The organism is Klebsiella sp. MBT K-1 (genome assembly GCF_002556465.1).
GTDB lineage: Bacteria > Pseudomonadota > Gammaproteobacteria > Enterobacterales > Enterobacteriaceae > Klebsiella > Klebsiella grimontii.
On record NZ_PDEL01000002.1, the window covers coordinates 184,531 to 205,393 of the forward strand.

A 20,863-nucleotide genomic window follows, 5' to 3' on the forward strand; every position below is an offset into this window, starting at 1 on the left:
ATTGCATACAGCTTTGATCAAAACGGGGTTTCACTTAGCTAAAAACCTGATAACTTATTGGACCAATTACTCAGGTTGTATGACTACTCTATGAGGGAACCCTTGTGAAAACACTAAACCGTCGCGATTTCCCGGGCGCGCAGTACCCTGAACGTATCATTCAGTTTGGCGAAGGCAACTTCCTGCGCGCGTTTATCGACTGGCAGATCGATCTACTAAACGAGCATACCGACCTGAATGCCGGGGTGGTGATTGTGCGTCCGATTGAGAGTACGTTCCCGCCGTCGCTCAGCGTCCAGGACGGTCTCTACACCACGATAATTCGCGGCCTGAATGAGAAGGGTGAAGCGGTCAGCGATGCGCGCCTGATTCGCTCGGTCAACCGCGAAATTAGCGCCTATGCGGATTACGATGAACTGCTGCGGCTGGCGCATAACCCGGATATGCGCTTTGTGTTTTCCAATACGACCGAAGCGGGAATTAGCTACCATGCGGGCGACCGTTTTGACGATGCGCCCGCGGTAAGCTATCCGGCTAAACTGACCCGTCTGCTGTTTGAACGCTACAGCCATTTCTCCGGCGCGGCGGATAAAGGCTGGGTCATCGTTCCCTGCGAGCTGATTGACTATAACGGCGAAGCGCTGCGTGAACTGGTGCTACGCTATGCTCAGGAGTGGGCGCTGCCGGAAGCCTTTGTGACATGGCTGGATGAAGCCAACGCTTTTTGTTCTACGCTGGTAGACCGCATTGTGACCGGCTATCCGCGTGATGAAGCCGCGCAGATTGAAGAGCAGCTGGGATATAAAGACGCTTTCCTCGATACCGCCGAACACTTCTACCTGTTTGTCATTCAGGGGCCGAAATCTCTGGCCGCCGAGCTGCGACTCGATAAACTGCCGCTTAACGTCCTGATCGTGGACGATATTAAGCCGTACAAAGAGCGTAAAGTGGCCATTCTTAACGGCGCGCACACCGCGCTGGTGCCGGTCGCCTTCCAGGCAGGGCTGGATACCGTGGGCGATGCGATGAACGATGCGGAAATTTGCGCTTTCGTCGAGAAGGCGATTTACCAGGAGATCATTCCGGTTCTCGATCTGCCGCGCGATGAGCTGGAGTCTTTTGCCAGCGCGGTAACCGGTCGCTTCCGTAACCCCTATATCAAGCATCAGCTGCTGTCTATCGCGCTTAACGGGATGACTAAATACCGTACCCGTATTCTGCCGCAGCTGCTGGCGGGACAGAAGAAAGCGGGGAAACTCCCGGCGCGTCTGACCTTTGCGCTGGCGGCGCTGATCGCATTTTATCGCGGCGAGCGTCACGGCGAGAGCTATCCGGTACAGGACGACGCCGAATGGATAGAGAGCTATCAGGCGCTGTGGGCCCAGCATCGGGATCGTCAAATCAGCACCCGCGAGCTGGTAAACGCGGTGCTTTGCGTTGAGTCCCACTGGGAGCAGGACCTGACGAAAGTTTCCGGCCTGGCCGAGCAGGTGGCGCAGGATCTGGATGCTATTTTGCGCGACGGTATGCGCGCCGCCGTTAAGCCGCTGTGCTGATATCCTGAAACGACCGGATTGCGGCCGGGTAAGGCGCCAGCAAGAATCCCGGCACCGTGCCGAACGCGATTGGTTATCGAACGCAACCCGGCCGCTGCCGGGTTATTTTTTTCCCTTCATTAGTTACAACATCCTTTTTGCTTTTTTGACTGGCACAGGTCTGTAAGAACGCGCCAATTTCGTCCAGCAGCGATCATCAGGGCAAATAAGAGAAAAAGATGAATTGTGTCCCTGACGGTTGATCAAATTATCCGGCAGGAAAATAATGCCTTATCCAAACGAGAGGTTAGACCAATGGTCATCGAAATTCGTGAAGTGGGCCAGCAGGATAAAGCGCAGTGGCTACGGCTATGGGAAGGCTATACCCGTTTCTACGGTAGCCCGCAGCCGCCGGACGTCACGGAATACACCTGGCAGCGCATGCTGGATCCCGCTTCTCCCATGTTGGGGCGCGTGGCCCTGGCGGATGGCAACGTCGCTGGATTTGCGATTTGTGTCCTTCACGAAGGCACCTGGGTAAAGATGCCTGTTTGCTATCTGGAAGATCTGTTCGTTGCTCCGCCGATGCGCGGAAAAGGCATCGCCAGGGCATTGATGCAGGCGCTGCAAGCGGAAGGGAAAGAGAAAGGGTGGTCGCGTCTGTACTGGCACACTCGTACTGATAATCCGGCCCGGCGTCTGTATGATGAATTTACGCCAGCCGATGACTATGTTCGTTACCGCGTGACGCTCTGAAAATCTGAGATTAAGAAGTTATTAAGATTTCCCCTGTAAAACAGGGGAAACGACTCAGGAGTAACAAAATGGAAAAACGCATAGAGACGGTTGTGAACCTCATCATGTTTCTTTCGCTGCTGGCCACCGCGTGGGATCTCTCCCTGGTCCATCACCTGTCCTGGTAAACCTGAACGTACGGCGCCAAAGCCTGGCGCCGCAACGTTAGTTCCTACTTTAACATCAATACGTTATGCCAACCACGCTAGCGGCGCGCGACGATAAACAGGCGCGGAAATAGCAGTAGCACCTTTTCGTTACACTGTAACGGATAGTGCTGTTTCAGACGTGCCAGATAGCGTTCGAGAAAAGCCTGGCGCTGCGGTTCATCAAGAGGCTGTAAAAACGGGCGTAGGCCCGTTGACTGCAGCCATTCAATAATGGCCTGGTGCGAAGCCAGCGGGTGAAAGTAGGTGGTGCGCCAGATATCCACCTCGCAGCCGCAGGCGGTCAGCATATCGTAATACTCCGGCACATCCGGCAGCGGCGGCCGCCCGCTGGCTGGATATCCCAGCTCTTCCGCGACCTCACGCATCAGCACGTGCGAGGGTTCCTGCCAGTTAACCGGCATTTGCACCGCCAGTACGCCGTTTTCCGCAAGATTGCTGACCAGATGGGGAAAAAGCCGCTGATGATCCGTTAGCCATTGCAGCGAAGCATTGGCGTAAATAACGTCCGCCGGGCGCTCGGGGCGAAACCCGGCGATATCTCCTTCGACAAAGCGGCAGTCCGGGAGCCGCTGAGCGGCTTCTTCCAGCATGGCCGGTGAATTATCTACGCCAATAATTGTTGCTTCTGGCCAGGCATGCCGTAGCAGAGCGGTACTGTTGCCTGGCCCGCAGCCCAAATCAACGGCCAGCGCTACGGGATGGTGGGCGATGCGGGCGAGAAGCTCGGCGGCGGGCCGCGTGCGCTCCGCGCCGAATTGCAAATACAATGAAGGATTCCAGTCAGCCATAGCACGCTCCGGTTAAGAGAAACTCGTTCATCAGCATAGACGGCAATGCTTAACTGGCAAATAAACAACAGCTATATGCAAACGAAATGTGACGGTGTCACTTAACTTATGCCGGGTTCGTCACGGTAGACCCGGCGGAGGTTGGCTAGAGTAGGCGTCGCAAAAAAGGGGGGTATGGTCATTAAATGGCGTTAATCATTAAGGTGTTACTTGAAAACCGGCTCGGCGAGGGGCAGGACAGCCTGCTGCAGGCGAAACCCGGATTAAGCCTGCTTGTGGAAGATGAAACCAGCCGGGTGCTGTTTGATACCGGGCCAGACGGCAGTTTTCTTCATAATGCGCAGCGGATGGGCGTCTCTTTATCTGACTTGACCGCCACGGTGCTCTCCCACGGTCATTACGACCACTGCGGCGGCGTGCCGTGGCTGCCGGATAACAGCCGTATCATTTGCCATCCGCTGATCGCGCAACAGCGCTACTCGGCGTTATCCCTTGCTGGACGTCACTGGAAAGTCAAAAAACTGTCGCGAGAAATTGACTACTCCCGCCACCGCATGGAGTACAGCCGCGAACCGCTGGCGATCGGCGAACGACTGTTGTGGTCCGGCGAGATTGCGGTCGCGCGTCCGCGAGCCTATGGCGTCCTCGCGGGTCAATCGCCGGGGGAAGATTACCTTGCCGACGAAGGCGTGCTGATCTACCGCTCGACGCGGGGGTTAGTCATTATTTGCGGCTGCGGGCATCGCGGATTGATCGATACGATTCGCCACTGTCAGAAGATCACCGGCGTCCAGCAGATACGCGCCATCATCGGCGGCCTTCACCTGCGCAGCGCGACGCCGTGGGTGATACGTCGGCTAAAGCAGTTCTTGCGCCAGCAGAAGGTCGAGGAGGTGATGGCCTGCCACTGCACCGGTTCATGGGGGCGCTGGTGGCTTGCCGCGGATAGCGCCCCGGCCACCGGCGATACGTTGGTGCTGGAATAACAATCGCATTCACTTTTTCTAATTACATATAAATAACATTTTTGCTATTTATTAAATACATTAACCGTCGGCTATACACCTTCCCCCAGGGGGAAGGTCAAATACTGATATCCCTTTTTGGTGTAAATATTTATAGAGAAACTTCATTCTATTTAACCTGGGGTTTTCTCTTTGAAATATCATTTAATTCTGCCGGTGAGTGTGATTTAATTCAGCGGTCTTCTTATTGCGAATATCTCTATGATTGCGTCACTGCAGGCATTATTAAAACAAGCAACCCGGCGTCGGCTTCGTATCCGCGCGGGGCTTGTTATTGCCTGTTGGCTACTGCTCAACCTTCAGCTGACCATCGCGGCGCACCACGGCGGCCAACAGCAGCCGGTGGCGCCGCAGGCGCAGATTCACCATATTGTCGATGGCGTGATGAGCATGCCAGGCATGGAAAGCGTCGGTCAGAAAGCCATCTGCGAGAAGCACTGCGACCCCGATACCGCGCAGCCAAACTCATTAACCTCTTTACAGCTGAATGCGCTTCCCTCCGAAACCGCGCTATTAGTGGTTTCCCCGCAGCAGGAGACCTGCGCTGAACGTATGGACTGGCGGACGCCGCCGGTCACCGGTCCGCCGGCTGAAATACGCTTCTGCCGTTTCAGGGAATAAAACGCCGTTAAAAACATCCATCAGATCTGCCCGGTCTGCGGGCGACTTTATGTTTTTTTCGGAGACTTTATTATGCGTTCGACCTCTATTTTTCTGCTTATTACCAGCGTTCTGACCTTTTCCCTCACTTCATTTTCCGCCAGTGCGGAAGACGGCGCGATGCATCACCATAATATGTCCGCGAGGGCGGAGATGCCGGGGATGAATAAGCCGGATGATTCCGCCCCCCTTTATTCAACGAACGGGGTCATTAAAGCCTGGCGCGACAATGCCGTGGTGATTGCCCACGCTCCGGTTGCCGAGCTGAACTGGCCAGCGATGACCATGAGCTTTGCGCTCGGCGATAACCACGATAAAGAGCTGGCGGTGGGACAAAAGGTTGATTTCACCTTCCGTCAGACGGACTCCGGCTACGCGCTCGTTTCGATGACCGCGCACTAATTCCGGAGTCATTATGTCCATCTTAAATAAGGCGGCCCGCGGGCTGCCGCTTTTACTGTCGCTGATTTCCGCCAACGGCTGGGCGACGACGCTGGCTGAGGCCCTGTCGGCGGCGGAAAGCTACTCCGCCGAGCTCTCCGCCAACGATCATCAGGTGAATGCGTTAAAAAACAGGGCGGATTCCGCCATGCAGCTTCCCGATCCGAAGCTGAAGTTCGGCATTGAAAACGTTCCGCTGGGCGGCAACAACGCCAGCCGACTGACCCGCGAGGGGATGACCATGCAAAGGGTCGGCGTGATGCAGGACTACGTCAGCAGCACCAAGCGCGAACGAAAGGCCGACTCGATAACCGCCGAAGCGCGCCAGGCCGCCGCCAATGCCGATGTGATCCGCGCCCGGCTGCAGCGGGAAACCGCGCAGGCGTGGCTGGCGCTGGCGCTGGCGCAGAAATCACTGCGTTCAGTACAGGCGTTGATCAGCGAAACCTCCCGGCAAATCAACGTACAAAAGGCCGGCGTAAGCAGCGCCAGCGCCAGTCCCGGCAGCGTGCTCGACGTTCAGCTGGCGCTGAATGCCATGAAAAATGAGCAAGATAACGCCCGCCGCGATGTGCAGATTGCCCGGGCGCGCCTGTTGCAGCTTACCGGCAAAGAGGTCCGCGATATCTCCGGCCCGCTGCCGCGCATTGAACGCCTACCGGCCGATGAAGCCGCGTTAATGGCGGGGATTAAGCTACATCCTGAGGTGATTCAGGCCGCGCGCGAGGCCGATTTGGCGAAAGCGAAATCAGGGCAGTCGGAAGTCGCGGCGATCCCTGACGTTGGCGTCGAGGTCTATTACGCCCGGCGCGGGGACGATTACGACGATATGGTGGGCGTCATGTTTACCGTCGATATGCCTATTTTTCAGGGCAAACGCCAGGACATAGAGCACGCCGCCGACGTCTCCCGTACCTATGAAGCCAACGATCGGCTGACGTTATTGATGCGCGAGCATCAGGCCCAGCAGTATCAGCTGATCTCGCAATATAACGCCGCGAAAGCCATTTACGATCGTCAGCAAAGCGAGGTGCTGCCGCTGCTGCGCAAGAAGGTGAGCCTCGTCAATGCCCAGTATCGGGGCGGCAGCTCGGCGCTGGCGGAACTGCTCGCCGCCCGTCGCGATCTGCTGAGCGGAGAAATTGCCAGCAACGACGCGGAGAAAGCGCTCGCTGATGCGTGGGCCGCCATTCGCTACCTTATTCCTCAGGATGTTAAATAATGAAGTCAAAATCTGCTATTACCCTTGTGGCGCTGGCCATCGCCCTGGCCGCCGCGGGCGGATACTGGCTCGGTTCGCGAAACGCGCCGACGCTTTCCGCGGACGGGGCTCAGACCGAAACGGGCCGCAAAGTGTTGTACTGGTACGATCCGATGACCCCCGGCACCCGCTTCGATAAACCGGGAAAGTCACCGTTTATGGATATGGATCTGGTGCCGCGCTACGCCGACGAAGGGGCGGGAGAGGAGGCCGGGAGCGTGCAGATTAGCGCCCGCCAGCAGCAAAACCTCGGCGTACGCACGGCTGATGTTGCCCGGCGGACGCTGGCGCAGAAGCTCAGCGCTTTCGGTACCGTCGCGATTGACGAGCGCAGCGTTGAAACGGTTCCGGCGCTGGCCAGCGGCCTGATCGAGAAACTTTACGTCAACGCCTCCCAGCAGTTTGTGAAAAAGAACGAGGCGCTGGCCGAGCTGTGGATCCCGCAGTGGGCGGCGGCGCAGCAGGAGTATCTGGCGGTGAGGCTGCTGGGCGATAGCGGTTTAACCGTCGCCGCGCGCGGCCGTTTGCAGCTGCAGTTTATGCCGGAAGCGATTATCCGCAGCGTTGAGCGCAGCGGTAAACCGCAAACCCGCATAACGGTACGCGCGCCGCACGATGGCTACGTCAGCAAGCTTGACGTGCGCACCGGCGCGCAGGTCACGGCAACCCAGCCGCTGTTCGAGCTGGCCAGCCTCGACCCGGTCTGGATCGTGATTGATTATCCGCAAAGCCAGGCCAGCCTGCTGCGCGTAGGCAGTCAGGTAACGGCCGTCACCAGCAGCTGGCCCGGCACAACGTTTCAGGGAACCGTCAGCGAGCTGCTTCCCGACCTCGAAGCGACCACCCGTACTCTGAAAGCCCGCGTAGTGCTCAATAATCCGCAGCATCAGCTCAAACCGGGCATGTATTTGAACGTTGAGCTGGCTGAGGCGCAGCAGGGGCGCGAGGTGCTGACTATCCCGGAAGAGGCATTAATTGCAACAGGCACCAGCAACCGGGTGCTGATCGCCGACGGCGAGGGGTATTTCCGTCCGGTCGAGGTGACCGCGGGACGAACGCAGGATGGTCTGGTTGAGGTAACTTCCGGCCTTGAAGAGGGGCAAAAGGTGGTCACCTCTGGACAGTTCCTGATTGACTCCGAAGCCAGCCTGCGCAGCGCGCTGCCGCAAATGGCCGGGCAGAATGAAGAGATACAAAGCTACTCGGCGCAGGGCGTCATCAAGGCGGTGAGCGATGAGGCGGTAACGATCGCGCACCAGCCGGTCCCGGCGCTGAAGTGGCCGGCGATGATCATGGACTTTGCCATTACGCCGCCGCTGCGGGAGCAGGTGCGTCCCGGCGAGTCGGTGATGTTTCATTTCGTGCTGACCGATGAAGGGGCGCGGGTGACCTCAGTGATGCCGATGAGCGGCGCTAAGGAGCAGCCATGATTGCCGCCGTTATCCGCTGGTCGTTGCGCAACCGCCTGCTGGTACTGCTGGCGACGCTGATTATGGCCGCCTGGGGCGTCTGGTCGATACAGCAGGCGCCGCTGGACGCGCTGCCGGATCTTTCCGATACCCAGGTGATCATTCGCGCCAGCTATCCGGGCAAAGCGCCGCAAATTGTCGAAGATCAGGTGACCTATCCGCTGACCACTACCATGCTGTCGGTGCCGGGGGCGAAAACCGTGCGCGGTTTTTCCATGTTCGGCGATGCTTACGTTTACGTACTGTTTGAGGACGGTACCGACCCGTACTGGGCGCGCTCCCGCGTGCTGGAGTACCTGAGCCAAATCCAGAGCAGCCTGCCGCCGGAAACCAAAGCGTCGCTGGGGCCGGATGCCACCGGCGTCGGCTGGGTATTTGAATATGTGCTCACCGACAAAAGCGGCCAGCATAGCCTCGGCGACCTGCGGGCGATTCAGGACTGGATCCTTAAATATGAACTGAAAACCGTACCGGATGTTTCGGAGGTGGCCAGCGTCGGCGGGATGGTGAAAGAGTATCAGGTGGTTCTTAACCCAGACCGGCTGCGGGCGCTGAACGTCACTCACCAGCAGGTGATTAGCGCGATCCAGAGCGCCAACCAGGAAGGCGGTGGCTCGGTACTGGAACTGGGTGAAGCGGAATATATGGTACGCACCACCGGCTACCTGAAATCCATCGACGATTTTAACCAGGTCGTTATCGCCGAGCGCGGCGGCGTGCCGGTGCTGCTCTCCGACGTCGCCAGCGTGCGCCGGGGTCCGGCGATTCGGCGCGGCGTCGCCGAGCTCAACGGCGAAGGCGAGGTGGCGGGCGGCATTATCATCATGCGTTCGGGCAAAAACGCGCTGACCACCATTGACGCGGTGAAGGCCAAACTGGCGGAAGTGCAAAAAAGCCTGCCCGCAGGGGTAGAGATTGTCCCGGTGTACGACCGCTCGCAGCTGATTAAAAACTCGGTCGAAACCCTGACCCATAAGCTTATCGAAGAGTTTATCGTCGTGGCGGTGGTCTGCTCGCTGTTTCTGTTCCACTTCCGCAGCGCGCTGGTGGCGATGATCACGCTACCGCTGGGGATCCTCGGCGCGTTTATCGTGATGCACTATCAGGGCGTCAGCGCCAATATGATGTCGCTCGGGGGGATTGCGATCGCTATCGGGGCCATGGTCGATGCGGCAATCGTGATGATTGAAAATATGCATAAGGTGCTGGAGCAGTGGCGGCACGAGCATCCCGAACGCCAGCCGTCTTCCGCCGACTACTGGCAGATTGCCCAGCACGCGGCGTCGGAAGTGGGGCCTGCGCTGTTTTGCAGCCTGCTGATTATCACCCTGTCGTTTATTCCGGTGTTCACCCTCGAGGCGCAGGAGGGCAAGATGTTCTCGCCGCTGGCCTTCACCAAAACCTGGTCGATGGCGGTGGCCGCCGGGTTGGGGATAACTCTGGTGCCGGTGCTGATGGGCTACTTTATTCGCGGCAAAATCCCTGATGAAACCGCCAATCCGCTCAACCGCTGGCTGATCCGCGCCTATGAACCGCTGCTGGATAAAGTTCTGCAGTGGCCGAAGGCGACGCTGGCGGCGGCGGGGCTGCTGCTGGTCGCCACGCTGTGGCCGCTGGCGCAGCTCGGCAGCGAATTCCTGCCGCAGATTGACGAGGGCGACCTGCTGTACATGCCCTCCACGCTGCCGGGGATCTCCAGCCGCGAAGCCGGACGTCTGCTGCAGCAAACCGACCGCCTGATCAAGACCATCCCTGAAGTGCAAAGCGTATTCGGTAAGGCCGGACGGGCGGATAGCGCCACCGACCCGGCGCCGCTGACCATGCTGGAAACCACCATTCAGTTCAAGCCGAAAAGCGAATGGCGGCCCGGCATGACCATGGATAAGCTCATTAGCGAGCTGGACAATACGGTGAAGGTGCCGGGCATCGCCAACGTCTGGGTGCCGCCGATTCGTAACCGCCTGGATATGCTGGCGACCGGTATTAAAAGCCCGGTCGGCATCAAAGTGAACGGCAACAATCTGGCGGAGATCGAAAAAACCGCCGAGGAGATTGAGCGTATCGTACGTAACGTACCGGGGGTGACCTCGGCGCTGGCGGAGCGTCTCGACGGCGGTCGCTATATCGATATCACTATCGACCGGGTGAAAGCCGCCCGCTACGGCGTGTCGGTGAAGGAGCTGCAGTCGATCGTCGCCAGCGTGGTCGGCGGCGATAACATCGGTGAAACCATCGAGGGGCGAGAACGTTACCCGATCAGCGTCCGCTATCCGCGCGACGTGCGCGACTCGCTGCAAAAGCTGCGCGATCTGCCGGTGGTGACCAGCGGCGGGGCGCAGGTGGCGCTTTCCGAACTGGCGGATATCGCCATCACCGACGGCCCGCCGATGCTGAAAAGCGAAAACGCCCGCCTGTCGGACTGGATCTACGTCGATATTCGCGGGCGTGACCTGAAATCCGCCGTGGACCAGATGCAGCGTGAGGTCAGCGAACAGGTCAAGCTGCCGGAAGGCATCTCGCTGACCTGGTCCGGGCAGTATGAGTATCTGGAGCGCGCGACGGCAAAGCTAAAAATCGTGCTGCCGTTTACCCTGATGATTATCTTTATTCTGCTTTACGTCACCTTCGGTCAGGTCAAAGACGCGCTGCTGATTATGGGTACCTTACCGTTTTCGCTGGTAGGCGGCGTCTGGCTGCTTTGGCTGCTGGGCTATAATCTGTCGGTGGCGGCCGCCGTGGGCTTTATCGCGCTGGCCGGCGTGGCGGCGGAGTTCGGGGTGATTATGGTGCTCTATTTAAACCAGGCGATCGCCAAACGCCGCGGACGGCTTGATGACCAGACGCTCAACGAGGCGATTCATGAAGGGGCGGTGCTGCGCGTGCGCCCGAAAGTGATGACCGTGGCGACGATTATGGCCGGGCTGCTGCCGATTATGTGGGGAGGCGGCACCGGATCGGAGGTGATGCAGCGTATCGCCGCGCCGATGATCGGCGGGATGATCACCGCGCCGCTGCTGTCGATGCTGGTGATCCCGGCAGTCTATCACCTGACGCACCGTAACAAACGCTAAAGTACAACGCCCGGGCCAGGCGGCTCGGGCGTGAATCAGTCGGCGTTCTTAAGATCTTCCGCGCGTTTGGCGGTTGCGTAAACAAAGTCCAGCATCGGCTCAAGGTCGGTATCGTAGCCGGCCTGAATGATTTTACCGCGCAGCCATTCGATCTCGCTGGTGATATCCGGGTGGAATATATTGTTGTCCTGCGCTTTGCGCAGCCATTTGAGCAGGAAATTATTTTTCCCGCGAACTCCGCCCGATTTCTTTGATTTTGCGTGCATTTTCAGCGCCACCAGAATGCAGTAATAGAAATGAACGCGCTGATTAAAACTTTGGTGCATGTCTTTATTTCCCGCCAGAATCAGGTTGCGGACGGGCATGGACCTTAAGCATGCGGTCTCTGATATTCACCCGTACCACCTACGCGCCGCTTGCCGGGCGCCGAGGCGATGGTGGCACGGAAGCCGAATTACAGTCAAATATTGATTAGTTTTATAGCAATATTTATTTGCGTCGATCGCCGCCTGACGGTCAGATTTATGCCCCGATGTGCAGCCGTAGTGAACACAGAAGGCTGGGCAAGTCGCGCGCGGCAGAGTATAAAATTTGTTAACGCATCACGGACAATGACGGGAGAGGGTATGGAATACGATTTAGACGGAATGGATGTACTTTTTGTCGCCGGCTTTGGGCCGATAACGCAGTCGGCCGCAGCCAGCCGTGACTTCTATGTCGCCGCGCTGGGGCTACCGCTCAAACCGATGCCCGGTAACGAAGCCTATCTGCTGACCGAACATGATGCCCTCGGCGGGGTAAAACATTTTGCCCTCTGGCCGCTGGCGCAGGCGGCGCGCTCCTGTTTTGACGCCGATAGCTGGCCAGACTATCTGCCAGTGCCTCAGGCGTGGATCGAGTTTGAAGTACGCGATATCGATTCGGCAACCGACGCGCTGAAGGCCAGAGGCTATCGGCTGCTGGTGGACAACCGCATTGAGCCGTGGGGGCAAACCGTCACGCGTCTGCTTAGCCCGGAAGGGCTGCTGGCGGGGATCACCGTGACGCCGTGGCTGCGCGAGGGCAAAGCATGATGGCGGCGGAATTGATGACTGAAAGACTCCTGCTGATCCCCTTAACCGCAGACGATGCGCCGCAAATTCAGGTTCTCTTTCCACAGTGGGAAATCGTGCGTTATCTTGCCGCCGGTTTTCCATGGCCGTTCCCGGAGGATGGCGCGTCGCGCTATGTCAATAGCGTGGCTTTACCTGCCGCAGCTAACGGCACCGCCTGGTTTTGGACCATTCGCCTTAAAACGGCGCCGGAGAGGGTAATTGGCCTGATTACGCTCTCTGATGAAGTGGATAACAACCGCGGGTTTTGGCTGGATCCGCGCTGGCACCGCCAGGGATTGATGACCGAAGCCTGCCACCGGGTGACCGATTTTTGGTTTAACACGCTTAACCGGGAGGTGCTGCGCGCGCCGAAAGCCTGCGGCAATAGCGGGTCGAAAAAGATTTCGCACCGTAGCGGTATGCGGCTGATTCGTGTTGAGAAAAAGCAGTTCATCTGCGGTCTGCTGGAAGCCGAACTGTGGGAAATAACCAAAGCGGAATGGAATGCATTGGCTGCCCAAGCTCCCGCGTCACATAGGGTGACAGGATGCTGATTTATAACGTATTCGGGCGTCATATTGGCGTCCAGCGTCAGGGCGAACGCTGGCAGCTTTTCCGCGTCGATCTTAACGAGGGGAAATTTTCGCCGCTGGCCGGGGTTATCATCCCGGACGATCTTACGGAGGCGGAAATTCCCGGCTGGCTGGGGGATATTTTTCACGAAGCGGCAAGCCCGCGCCATCCTGACGTCCGTCTTGTGGTTTAGGACTTAGGTCGCTACAAAGTGCGTCTTTTTTATAAATACCTTCTTTAACGAGTTAGATTTGTGTCGAAATTATTCCGGCAAGATATCCGACTCGTTGTTTTAGGATAGTTGAGGAGAGTGATTCAGGAAATTCGATGGTAAATGTTGAAAACAAAGCATCATTATATTCTGCAATATCAAACTCAAGCTTACAGACACATTATTAATGCTTCTTGTATAACATCCCCCGTTTTGAAAGAGCGGATGAATATCCCTGGGAAACATTTTTGTCAAACATTAACATAATGCTGCACCCCTTTAAAAGCGCCTTTTTCTAGTACCCGGGCATAGACTCAATACGCTTCAAGTTGCATGTTCGGGCAACAGTGCAGCCCAAACCTTAAGGGTATAAAGCAACACGCGCAACATGCGACGCCTGGTATGGCGAGTATTGGGTTTTCTGGCATAGATTATTGATATTACAACTTTATTTAGGATATCCATGGAAGTGAGTAATCAGTTTTGTAATGCCCTTAAAGAAATTAAAACGCAATAAAATTTTATTCAATATTTTGTATGCTATTGATTTTTATTGATTTATTATCTTGTTGTTATTTTAATTGATTTCGTTTTTGCAATTACTTTGGCTGGTGGTATAGTTATTACAGACCACAGAAGGTAAAGGGATTATGCTCATCATGCGACCAAAAGAAGTTCCAGCACCGACAGCCAGTACGATGTACAGAGATGAAAGTAGAGGTTTGCTTTCCCGTAAAGTCGTTATTGTTCTGGGTTTGCTTAGCGCCGTTGCTGCATTATCCACTGATATGTACTTGCCTTTATTTCCAGCTATCGCCAGTGATTTGCATACGACGCCTGACAAAGTTCAGCTTAGTATCACCGCTTTTATGGTGGGTTTAGGAATTGGGCAGTTATTCATTGGCCCATTGTCCGATCATTACGGCAGACGTAAATTATTGCTAGGCGGGATGACTCTATTAACCATCGCTTCATTAGCTGGCGCTATATCTACGAACATTCAGCTGCTTATTGTTACACGATTCTTTCAGGGATTGGGAGGCGCGGCTGGTATCGTTCTTTCCCGGGCAATTATTTCCGATCTGTGCCCGGGGACTAAAGCCGCTCGATATTTTAATCTGGTGTTAGCGATACAGGGGATTGCCCCTGTTATTGCACCATTACTTGGCGGCGTGGCTGCATGGTTTATCTGGCCGGTGGTTTTTGTTTTTATGGCTGCAATATCATTAGTCTCCACCTTGCTCAGCAGTCATTTTATTAGCGAAACCTTACCCCGCCATCAGCGATTACCTTTCAACCTCAACGAGTTTATCAGTCAGTTTATCGAGCTGCTTAGTCATAAGAAATATATTGGTTATACTTTAATTTTTGCAATCCAGTTCGGGGCGCTATTTGCTTATATATCAGCATCGCCGTTTATCTATCAATCGGCGTTTGATTTATCCTCAGGGGAATTCGCTGTAATATTCTCTATCAACGCCGCAGTGATGATGTTTGGTAGTATTGTCAGCGCTCGCTATGTTACGAAATTTGGCGAAGATAACCTCATAATAGTGGGGGTAATAAGCACGCTGGTGATATCTATATTACTTTGCATTGTTAACTATATTTCTCATTTCCAGTTTGAGATTGCGGCGGTACTACTGTTAATAATGATGTTTACTATGGCTTTGACATTTGGTAATGCCGCGAGTATGGCCATGGCGGCATCTTCACATTTAAAAGGAACGGGTTCTGCTATTTTAGGTGTTTTTCAGTTTGGTATCGCTGCGATAACCCCATTACTGCTTGGATTTGGCGACCCGTTGTCATTACTGCCGATGTCGCTGATTATAGCGGGATGCTGTTTAATAGCCATCATGGCATTATTATTGACAGGTAAAAAAGGATAGTGTGATGAATACACATGACGCTATAAAAATTATTGGCGCAAGACAAAATAATCTGCAGGATATTGATTTAGAGGTGCCTAAAAATAAAATAACAGTTTTCACCGGTGTTTCCGGGTCGGGAAAAAGTTCTTTGGTATTCGGAACTATCGCGGCAGAATCTCAGCGTCAGCTAAATGACACGTTTCCTCCTTTTATTCGACACCGTTTACCGCATTATGGTAATCCTGAAGTTGATGACATTGAAAACCTGTCGGTGGCCATTATTATTGACCAAAAACGTATTGGTGGCAACGCACGTTCAACGGTGGGCACCGCATCAGATATTTATACCCTGCTACGGCTACTCTTTTCTCGTGTCGGCGAACCTTTCGTAGGTTATTCGAATGTTTTTTCATTCAATCATCCTGCGGGGATGTGTGCGACATGCGACGGGTTGGGGATTGCCAGTACCATTGATATCGACCAACTGATTGATTCAAATCTGTCATTAAATGCAGGTGCTATTCGTTATCCTTCTTTTGCACCGGGTTCATGGCGCTGGAAACGTTATGTTTATTCAGGGCTTTTTGATGCTGATAAAAAAATCGCGGATTATTCAAAAGAGGAACGAGAGATATTACTTTATGCAGATAATCTCACTCCTGAAGCACCGTTAGCCGGTTGGCCTAAGAGTGCAAAGTTTGAAGGCGTCATTACACGCTTTACGCGAAGTTATTTGAAACAAGAAACTAAAGATACTAAAACTGAGGAATTTCAGCGAGTCGTTAGTTTGCAGGTTTGCCCTTCTTGTCAGGGCATGAGGCTCAACGAGAAAATACTTTCCTGCAGGATTAGAGGGAAAAATATTGGCGAATGCGCAACGCTGCCTGTCACAGAGTTAAAGCTGTTTGTAGAAAAGCTCGATTATCCTGAAGTCAGGCCGCTGCTCGAAGCATTGCTGGAAAGGTTAGATGCAATGTGTGCAGTAGGCTTGGGATATCTGGATTTGAACCGGACGACCCCTAGCTTATCGGGCGGTGAATCCCAGCGATTAAAAATGGTCCGACATCTGGGAAGTAGTCTGACCGGGATCGTTTATATCATTGATGAACCCAGTACCGGGCTTCATCCAGCAGATATTGTGAAACTGAATGTTTTAATTAGCAAACTACGTGACAAAGGCAATACCATTCTGATGGTGGAGCACGATCCCGACATGATAGCGATAGCCGAGCATGTTATTGATTTAGGGCCGGGAGCGGGTAAGCAAGGCGGGAATATTGTCTTTGAGGGCGACCTGTCGGCACTTAAGCAGTCCCAAACCTTGACGGGAAGATATTTCTCTTCACGGGCAGAGATAAATAACAGACCGAGATGTGCCAAAGGTTATATTTCGGTAAGAAACGCCACATTGCATAATCTACATAACTTATCGGTAGACGTGCCTTTGAGCGTTATGGTCGCTGTGACGGGGGTCGCTGGGTCGGGCAAAAGTTCATTCGTCATGGGAGCCCTGGCGCCACAATGTCCGGACGCGATCGTTATCGATCAAAAACCGATACATACTTCGATTCGATCGCATATTGCTTCCTGGTGCGGTGCATTTGATACGATCCGTTTGCTGTTTGCCGAAAAAAACCATGTGTCAGCGTCGTGGTTCAGCGCCAATGCCAAAGGCGCCTGTCCGGAATGTCATGGGCTAGGAGTAATACAAACCGATCTGGCATTTATGGATACGGTTACGTTGCCCTGTGAGGCCTGCCAGGGGCAGCGCTATAGCCCACAGGCGCTAAAATATCGTTATCAGGGGAAAAATATTGCGGAGGTATTATCCCTGTCGATTAACGATGCTGGCGATTTTTTCCTGAATGAGCCACAGCTCAGGCCAATTTTTCGTAGTCTGGTCGAAGTCGGGTTGGGATATTTGCGCTTGGGGGAATCGTTAAATCATCTTTCAGGCGGTGAATGCCAGCGGCTGAAGTTAGCCTCACAATTAAATCATGATAGTGACATGTATATTTTCGATGAGCCAACCACCGGACTTCATCCCAGTGATGTTGCCTCGCTGCTGAAACTCTTTAACCGACTGGTAGATCGCGGAAACACCGTCATTATTATTGAACATAATATGGAGTTGATCGCTCAGGCTGACTGGATTATTGATATTGGACCCTATGCCGGGCAAGAAGGGGGAAAATTACTGTTTAGCGGTACACCTGAATCGATGCTGGCCTGTCGCCATTCTTTAACCGCGGAGTGGTTGCGCAAACATTGCCTGGTGGAGTGAGAAAGGGTGGTCGGGACAGCCAGAAGAGACTGGCAATAATGTGATGCATACCCATTATTATACGGATGTATTGTCCCGATAATCTTATTAGTCTACAGGCCAGTGGTAATCGCGATCCAGCCAGCCATCCAGGTCATAATCCATCATACATTGTTCGGCAAAACCTTTATATTCTTGTACCTGCCCCGACATCTGTGCGGCGAGCAACAGTTCGATACGAACATTTTCATGACTGCCGGTATAATTTCGTTCATAGAGTTCGTGTCTGCTGGCGAATTCTGTTCCTACCGAGTCCCAAATTAGCTTCATGAGCTTGACCCGTTCCACGGCATCCATACCGTTGGAACCGCGCATATATTTTTTCAGATAAGGCTCCAGTTCCGGCGCGGCAAAATCTTTGGCATGCGAATTGATATAAATAAGCGCGCTGCCAAGATCTTGCTCAATAATTTCTCTGATCCGTGGATAGCCGAGACTCATAAACCAACGGTAGGCTAAACCATAATCCAGATTAGGCAGGAGGGCGCCGTTGTGCCAGGGATTCGGCGATTTAGCCATTGCATCGCTTATGGCCCAGAAGAGGTTGCGCCAGGCCAGCATTTCCCCAACGCGGGTCTGTATACCGCGGAAATCGGCTACGCCGGTGGCCTCCACGCCTTTAATGAATAAACCACAGATAAAATCGATTTTTACCGCCAGACGCGTCACACCGTGGAACGTAGAGCGGTGCAGGAAGCCTGAACTGGGTAAAAACGTGGCCGCTTTAGCGGTATCGCCGTAAATAAAAATGTTTTCCCAGGGAATCTTCACCTTATCCAGAATGAAGATCATGTCATTCTCGTCGTAGCGTGAGGAGAGTGGATAGTCAAAAGGACTGCCGATCTTTTCGGCGGCTAAGGAGTAAGAGGGGCGGCAAACCAGCTTCAGCCCTGGGGCATTCATGGGTAATGTGCATACCAGGGCAAATTCTCTTTTTTTGACAGGTAAACCGTAATGCGCGATGAAATTGTAATGCGTCAAGGCAGAGCCGGTAGCAACCACCTTGGCACCACTAACAATCACGCCATCATCACACTCTTTTTCGACATGAATGCAGATATCTTCAATCTGGTCGGGCGGGAGATTGCGGTCAATAGGCGGGTTAATGATGGCGTGATTCCAGTAAAGTAGCTCCTCTTGCGAGCGTTTGTACCAGTGTCTGGCGTTATCCGCATATTCGCCGTAGGCCTCGGGATTGGCGCCGAGAGTCGTAAGAAACGACGCTTTAAAATCAGGGCTTCTTCCCAACCAGCCGTAGCTCAGCCTTGCCCACTGGGCGATTGCGTCGCGATCGCGTATCAGGTCGTCAACAGAATGCGGAACGCGGAAGAACGGATGGGTGACACCACCGCTACCGGTATCACACGGCGTGGTTAAAATAGCCTGATACTTTTCGTCATGGAGCGCGTCGTATAATTTAGCTATCGACAGTGCTGAATTGCGAAACGCTGGATGTGTAATAACATTGTCGACCTTTTCACCATAAGCCCATATTTCTCGTCCATCATTCAGACCCGCCAAAAAGTCATTACCGGTAGGTAACGATACTGATTTATTTCCCATGTCAGCTCTCTCCGAATATCGGTTTTCAACGCTTCCTTTTAAACGGCATCTTGTTGACTAAGAGTTACCGTTGTTGTTAAGGCGTTCTGTATCAGCCATTGATAAATAGAAAATGCGTCTTGCGTCAGGAATGACTCGTTATGAAATTGTATGGAGGCAACGTTACCTGACGATAATGCAACAATTTCACCGGAAGGGAGTCGCTCCAGCTGGACTGTTTTGTCATGCTCCGGGCTGTACCAGCATGGCCGCTGATGTAGCGCGGAGAAACTGTTATAGAAGCCAACGGTATGAGATTTTCCCTGAATGGATATCTGATGTTGGCTACCCTGACGGTTATTGATCAGCCGCTCGATCGGAATGCCTAATTCGGCGCAAATTAACTGATGTCCCAGACAAGTCCCGATTAGCGGACGCTGCTCCCGCAGCCGTTGCGCAATAATTTTTCGGCCCACGCGTATTTTTTCGAGTTGTATATTGGTTGGATCGCCAGGCCCGGGCCCAATGAATACGATGTCGCGATCGGTGAGCTGCGTTAGCTTGCTCAGGCAGTCATACCAGGGAATGAGGGTAACGGCGCAACCTGCGCTGCGTAACTGATAGGCAATCATGGCGGTGAAGTTGTCCTCCATGTCGATCAGTGTGATGGTATGACGAGAGAGTAAAGCGCACGGGCCCAATTGCGAGTTATCCAGCCAAAAGGCGGAGGCGCATGCATTCCGTTTTGCGAGTATCTGGTCAGCCCGATGGCGAAGTTCTGCAGACAATCCTGTTCGGTTTGGCGTCCCGGCGCTTGTGTCAGAGAAGAACGAATGCATTAGCCCTTGCAATTTGTCGCGTGTCTCACCGGCTTCATTTTGCGCGATGGAACTTCTGACGATGGTTGAACCCGCCGTAAGCCGAAAATGTCCCTGAGCGGTAATATCGGCCGTGCGGATCATTATGGCCGAGTCCAGATAACGTTTACCTTCTTGCGCACCCGTTATAGCAACGATGCCGCTGTAATAGCCGCGTCCGCGGCGTTCTCGCCGGGCGATAACTTTACAGGCGCTTTCTATTGGGCTGCCGGTCACTGTTGGCGCAAAGAGCGATTGCCTGATGATCTCTTTCAGACTGCGATCTGAGCTGCCATGGATAAAATATTCGGTATGCGCGATGTGCGACATAGCTTTGAGCTTCGGCCCGGTTACCTGAATATCATGCTGACAGATGCTACTCATCATTTTGAGTTCTTCATCCACCACCATAAATAGTTCGTCGCGCTCTTTTTTATCCTGCAGAAAATCATCCAGCACGTGCGCCATATTCCCGGAGTCGGGGTATTTTAACGTGCCGCTGATAGGATTCATCGCCACGTTCTGCTCATCAACCTGGATATGCTGTTCAGGCGAACTACCTATGAAATAGCGGCTGCCGGTGAAGATCATCCATGTCCAGTAAGACCCGCATTCAGATTGCAGTAACCGTTTGTACAGCGTCAGCGCGTGGCGGATGCTGAAGTCGGTTATATCGCCTTCCAGGCTGCGTGAAATCACAAAGTTGCTCCCTTCTCCGGAGCTGATTTCCTGATCAATGACGGTATCAACAATGTCGCCATACGTTTGGTCATCAAGATCGAAGTGCAGGTTTCGCGGCTTGATATCATAGTCATTAATGGCTGCGATAAACGAATCTATAGGGTAATAATCTTGCCGCTCAATGTGCATGACGATCGTCTGTTCACCATCGTCAATGCAGGCATAACCTTTTTCTTTAAGCTGATTAAATGGTAATAAAATCAATTTGTTAAATGAGTTTTTTCCCTTCCCGTCCAGGGGAGGATCCAGCGCTAATTCTGAAAGGGATTGGTTTAGCTCAATATCCCCTTCAAGAAATAATACTGCCTTGATAGGTTCGCATTGGGGGCGGTAAATACAGGCAAAGGGTCTATCAAGATTGGCCAGATGAGCCGAAAGCTCGTCGGGCTTTGCTGTGCCTTTAGATAACATCATCATCTCCTGGAGTGCCGTG

At 53.8% G+C, this 20,863-nt stretch carries 17 protein-coding genes; 13 read left to right on the top strand and 4 right to left on the bottom strand.

The annotated features are described in order from the left end of the window. Positions 1-104: 104 nt before the first annotated feature. Positions 105-1,556 carry a tagaturonate reductase gene (locus CMQ96_RS03370; protein WP_049086294.1) on the top strand — a complete coding sequence of 484 codons (1,452 nt, stop codon included), beginning with the start codon at positions 105-107 and terminating at the stop codon, positions 1,554-1,556. A gap of 294 nt (positions 1,557-1,850) precedes the next feature. After that, positions 1,851-2,291, top strand: a complete 441-nt coding sequence (locus CMQ96_RS03375; RefSeq protein ID WP_024358072.1) for a GNAT family N-acetyltransferase — start codon at positions 1,851-1,853, stop codon at positions 2,289-2,291. Positions 2,292-2,535: 244 nt separating this feature from the next. Here the strand turns inward: CMQ96_RS03375 and tam are convergent, their stop codons facing one another. Next, on the bottom strand, positions 2,536-3,288 hold the full coding sequence (gene tam, locus CMQ96_RS03385; RefSeq protein ID WP_024358073.1) for a trans-aconitate 2-methyltransferase: 753 nt from the start codon (positions 3,286-3,288) through the stop codon (positions 2,536-2,538). Positions 3,289-3,473: 185 nt separating this feature from the next. Between tam and CMQ96_RS03390 the strand changes: the two genes are divergently transcribed. The 6 genes from CMQ96_RS03390 (at position 3,474) to CMQ96_RS03415 (ending at position 11,215) form a co-directional block, all read left to right on the top strand. Beyond that, positions 3,474-4,274: an MBL fold metallo-hydrolase gene (locus CMQ96_RS03390; protein ID WP_049130268.1), complete on the top strand. Its 801-nt coding sequence runs from the start codon at positions 3,474-3,476 to the stop codon at positions 4,272-4,274. A gap of 240 nt (positions 4,275-4,514) precedes the next feature. Further along, positions 4,515-4,934, top strand: a complete 420-nt coding sequence (locus tag CMQ96_RS03395; RefSeq protein WP_024358075.1) for a hypothetical protein — start codon at positions 4,515-4,517, stop codon at positions 4,932-4,934. Between the two features lie 72 nt (positions 4,935-5,006). After that, positions 5,007-5,375: a copper-binding protein gene (locus CMQ96_RS03400; protein WP_024358076.1), complete on the top strand. Its 369-nt coding sequence runs from the start codon at positions 5,007-5,009 to the stop codon at positions 5,373-5,375. A gap of 13 nt (positions 5,376-5,388) precedes the next feature. Further along, a complete protein-coding gene (locus CMQ96_RS03405) occupies positions 5,389-6,636 on the top strand; it encodes a TolC family protein (RefSeq protein ID WP_098065894.1) in 1,248 nt (415 codons plus the stop codon). Next, positions 6,636-8,105, top strand: coding sequence for an efflux RND transporter periplasmic adaptor subunit (locus tag CMQ96_RS03410; RefSeq protein WP_098065896.1), 1,470 nt, complete (start codon positions 6,636-6,638; stop codon positions 8,103-8,105). The genes CMQ96_RS03405 and CMQ96_RS03410 overlap by 1 nt, the downstream gene beginning before the upstream one ends. Next, positions 8,102-11,215 carry an efflux RND transporter permease subunit gene (locus CMQ96_RS03415; RefSeq protein ID WP_098065898.1) on the top strand — a complete coding sequence of 1,038 codons (3,114 nt, stop codon included), beginning with the start codon at positions 8,102-8,104 and terminating at the stop codon, positions 11,213-11,215. Before CMQ96_RS03410 ends, CMQ96_RS03415 begins: the two co-directional genes overlap by 4 nt. Before the next feature lie 35 nt (positions 11,216-11,250). Here the strand turns inward: CMQ96_RS03415 and CMQ96_RS03420 are convergent, their stop codons facing one another. Continuing rightward, complete coding sequence (locus tag CMQ96_RS03420; protein ID WP_004119983.1) at positions 11,251-11,541, bottom strand: hypothetical protein; 291 nt, start codon at positions 11,539-11,541, stop codon at positions 11,251-11,253. Positions 11,542-11,841: 300 nt separating this feature from the next. Between CMQ96_RS03420 and CMQ96_RS03425 the strand changes: the two genes are divergently transcribed. The 5 genes from CMQ96_RS03425 (at position 11,842) to CMQ96_RS03445 (ending at position 17,251) form a co-directional block, all read left to right on the top strand. After that, on the top strand, positions 11,842-12,288 hold the full coding sequence (locus CMQ96_RS03425) for a VOC family protein (protein WP_004135534.1): 447 nt from the start codon (positions 11,842-11,844) through the stop codon (positions 12,286-12,288). Beyond that, positions 12,288-12,863 (top strand): GNAT family N-acetyltransferase, encoded by a 576-nt coding sequence (locus CMQ96_RS03430; protein ID WP_098066103.1) that lies wholly within the window; start codon positions 12,288-12,290, stop codon positions 12,861-12,863. Before CMQ96_RS03425 ends, CMQ96_RS03430 begins: the two co-directional genes overlap by 1 nt. Beyond that, a complete protein-coding gene (locus CMQ96_RS03435; protein ID WP_004135538.1) occupies positions 12,857-13,075 on the top strand; it encodes a hypothetical protein in 219 nt (72 codons plus the stop codon). The genes CMQ96_RS03430 and CMQ96_RS03435 overlap by 7 nt, the downstream gene beginning before the upstream one ends. A gap of 668 nt (positions 13,076-13,743) precedes the next feature. Continuing rightward, complete coding sequence (locus CMQ96_RS03440; RefSeq protein ID WP_004135540.1) at positions 13,744-14,985, top strand: multidrug effflux MFS transporter; 1,242 nt, start codon at positions 13,744-13,746, stop codon at positions 14,983-14,985. 4 nt (positions 14,986-14,989) lie between these two features. Beyond that, on the top strand, positions 14,990-17,251 hold the full coding sequence (locus tag CMQ96_RS03445; RefSeq protein WP_098065900.1) for an excinuclease ABC subunit UvrA: 2,262 nt from the start codon (positions 14,990-14,992) through the stop codon (positions 17,249-17,251). A gap of 87 nt (positions 17,252-17,338) precedes the next feature. Here the strand turns inward: CMQ96_RS03445 and CMQ96_RS03450 are convergent, their stop codons facing one another. Continuing rightward, complete coding sequence (locus CMQ96_RS03450) at positions 17,339-18,853, bottom strand: 4-hydroxyphenylacetate 3-hydroxylase family protein (protein ID WP_004135545.1); 1,515 nt, start codon at positions 18,851-18,853, stop codon at positions 17,339-17,341. Positions 18,854-18,891: 38 nt separating this feature from the next. Then, positions 18,892-20,847: an anthranilate synthase family protein gene (locus tag CMQ96_RS03455; RefSeq protein ID WP_255256976.1), complete on the bottom strand. Its 1,956-nt coding sequence runs from the start codon at positions 20,845-20,847 to the stop codon at positions 18,892-18,894. Between the last annotated feature and the right edge of the window lie 16 nt (positions 20,848-20,863).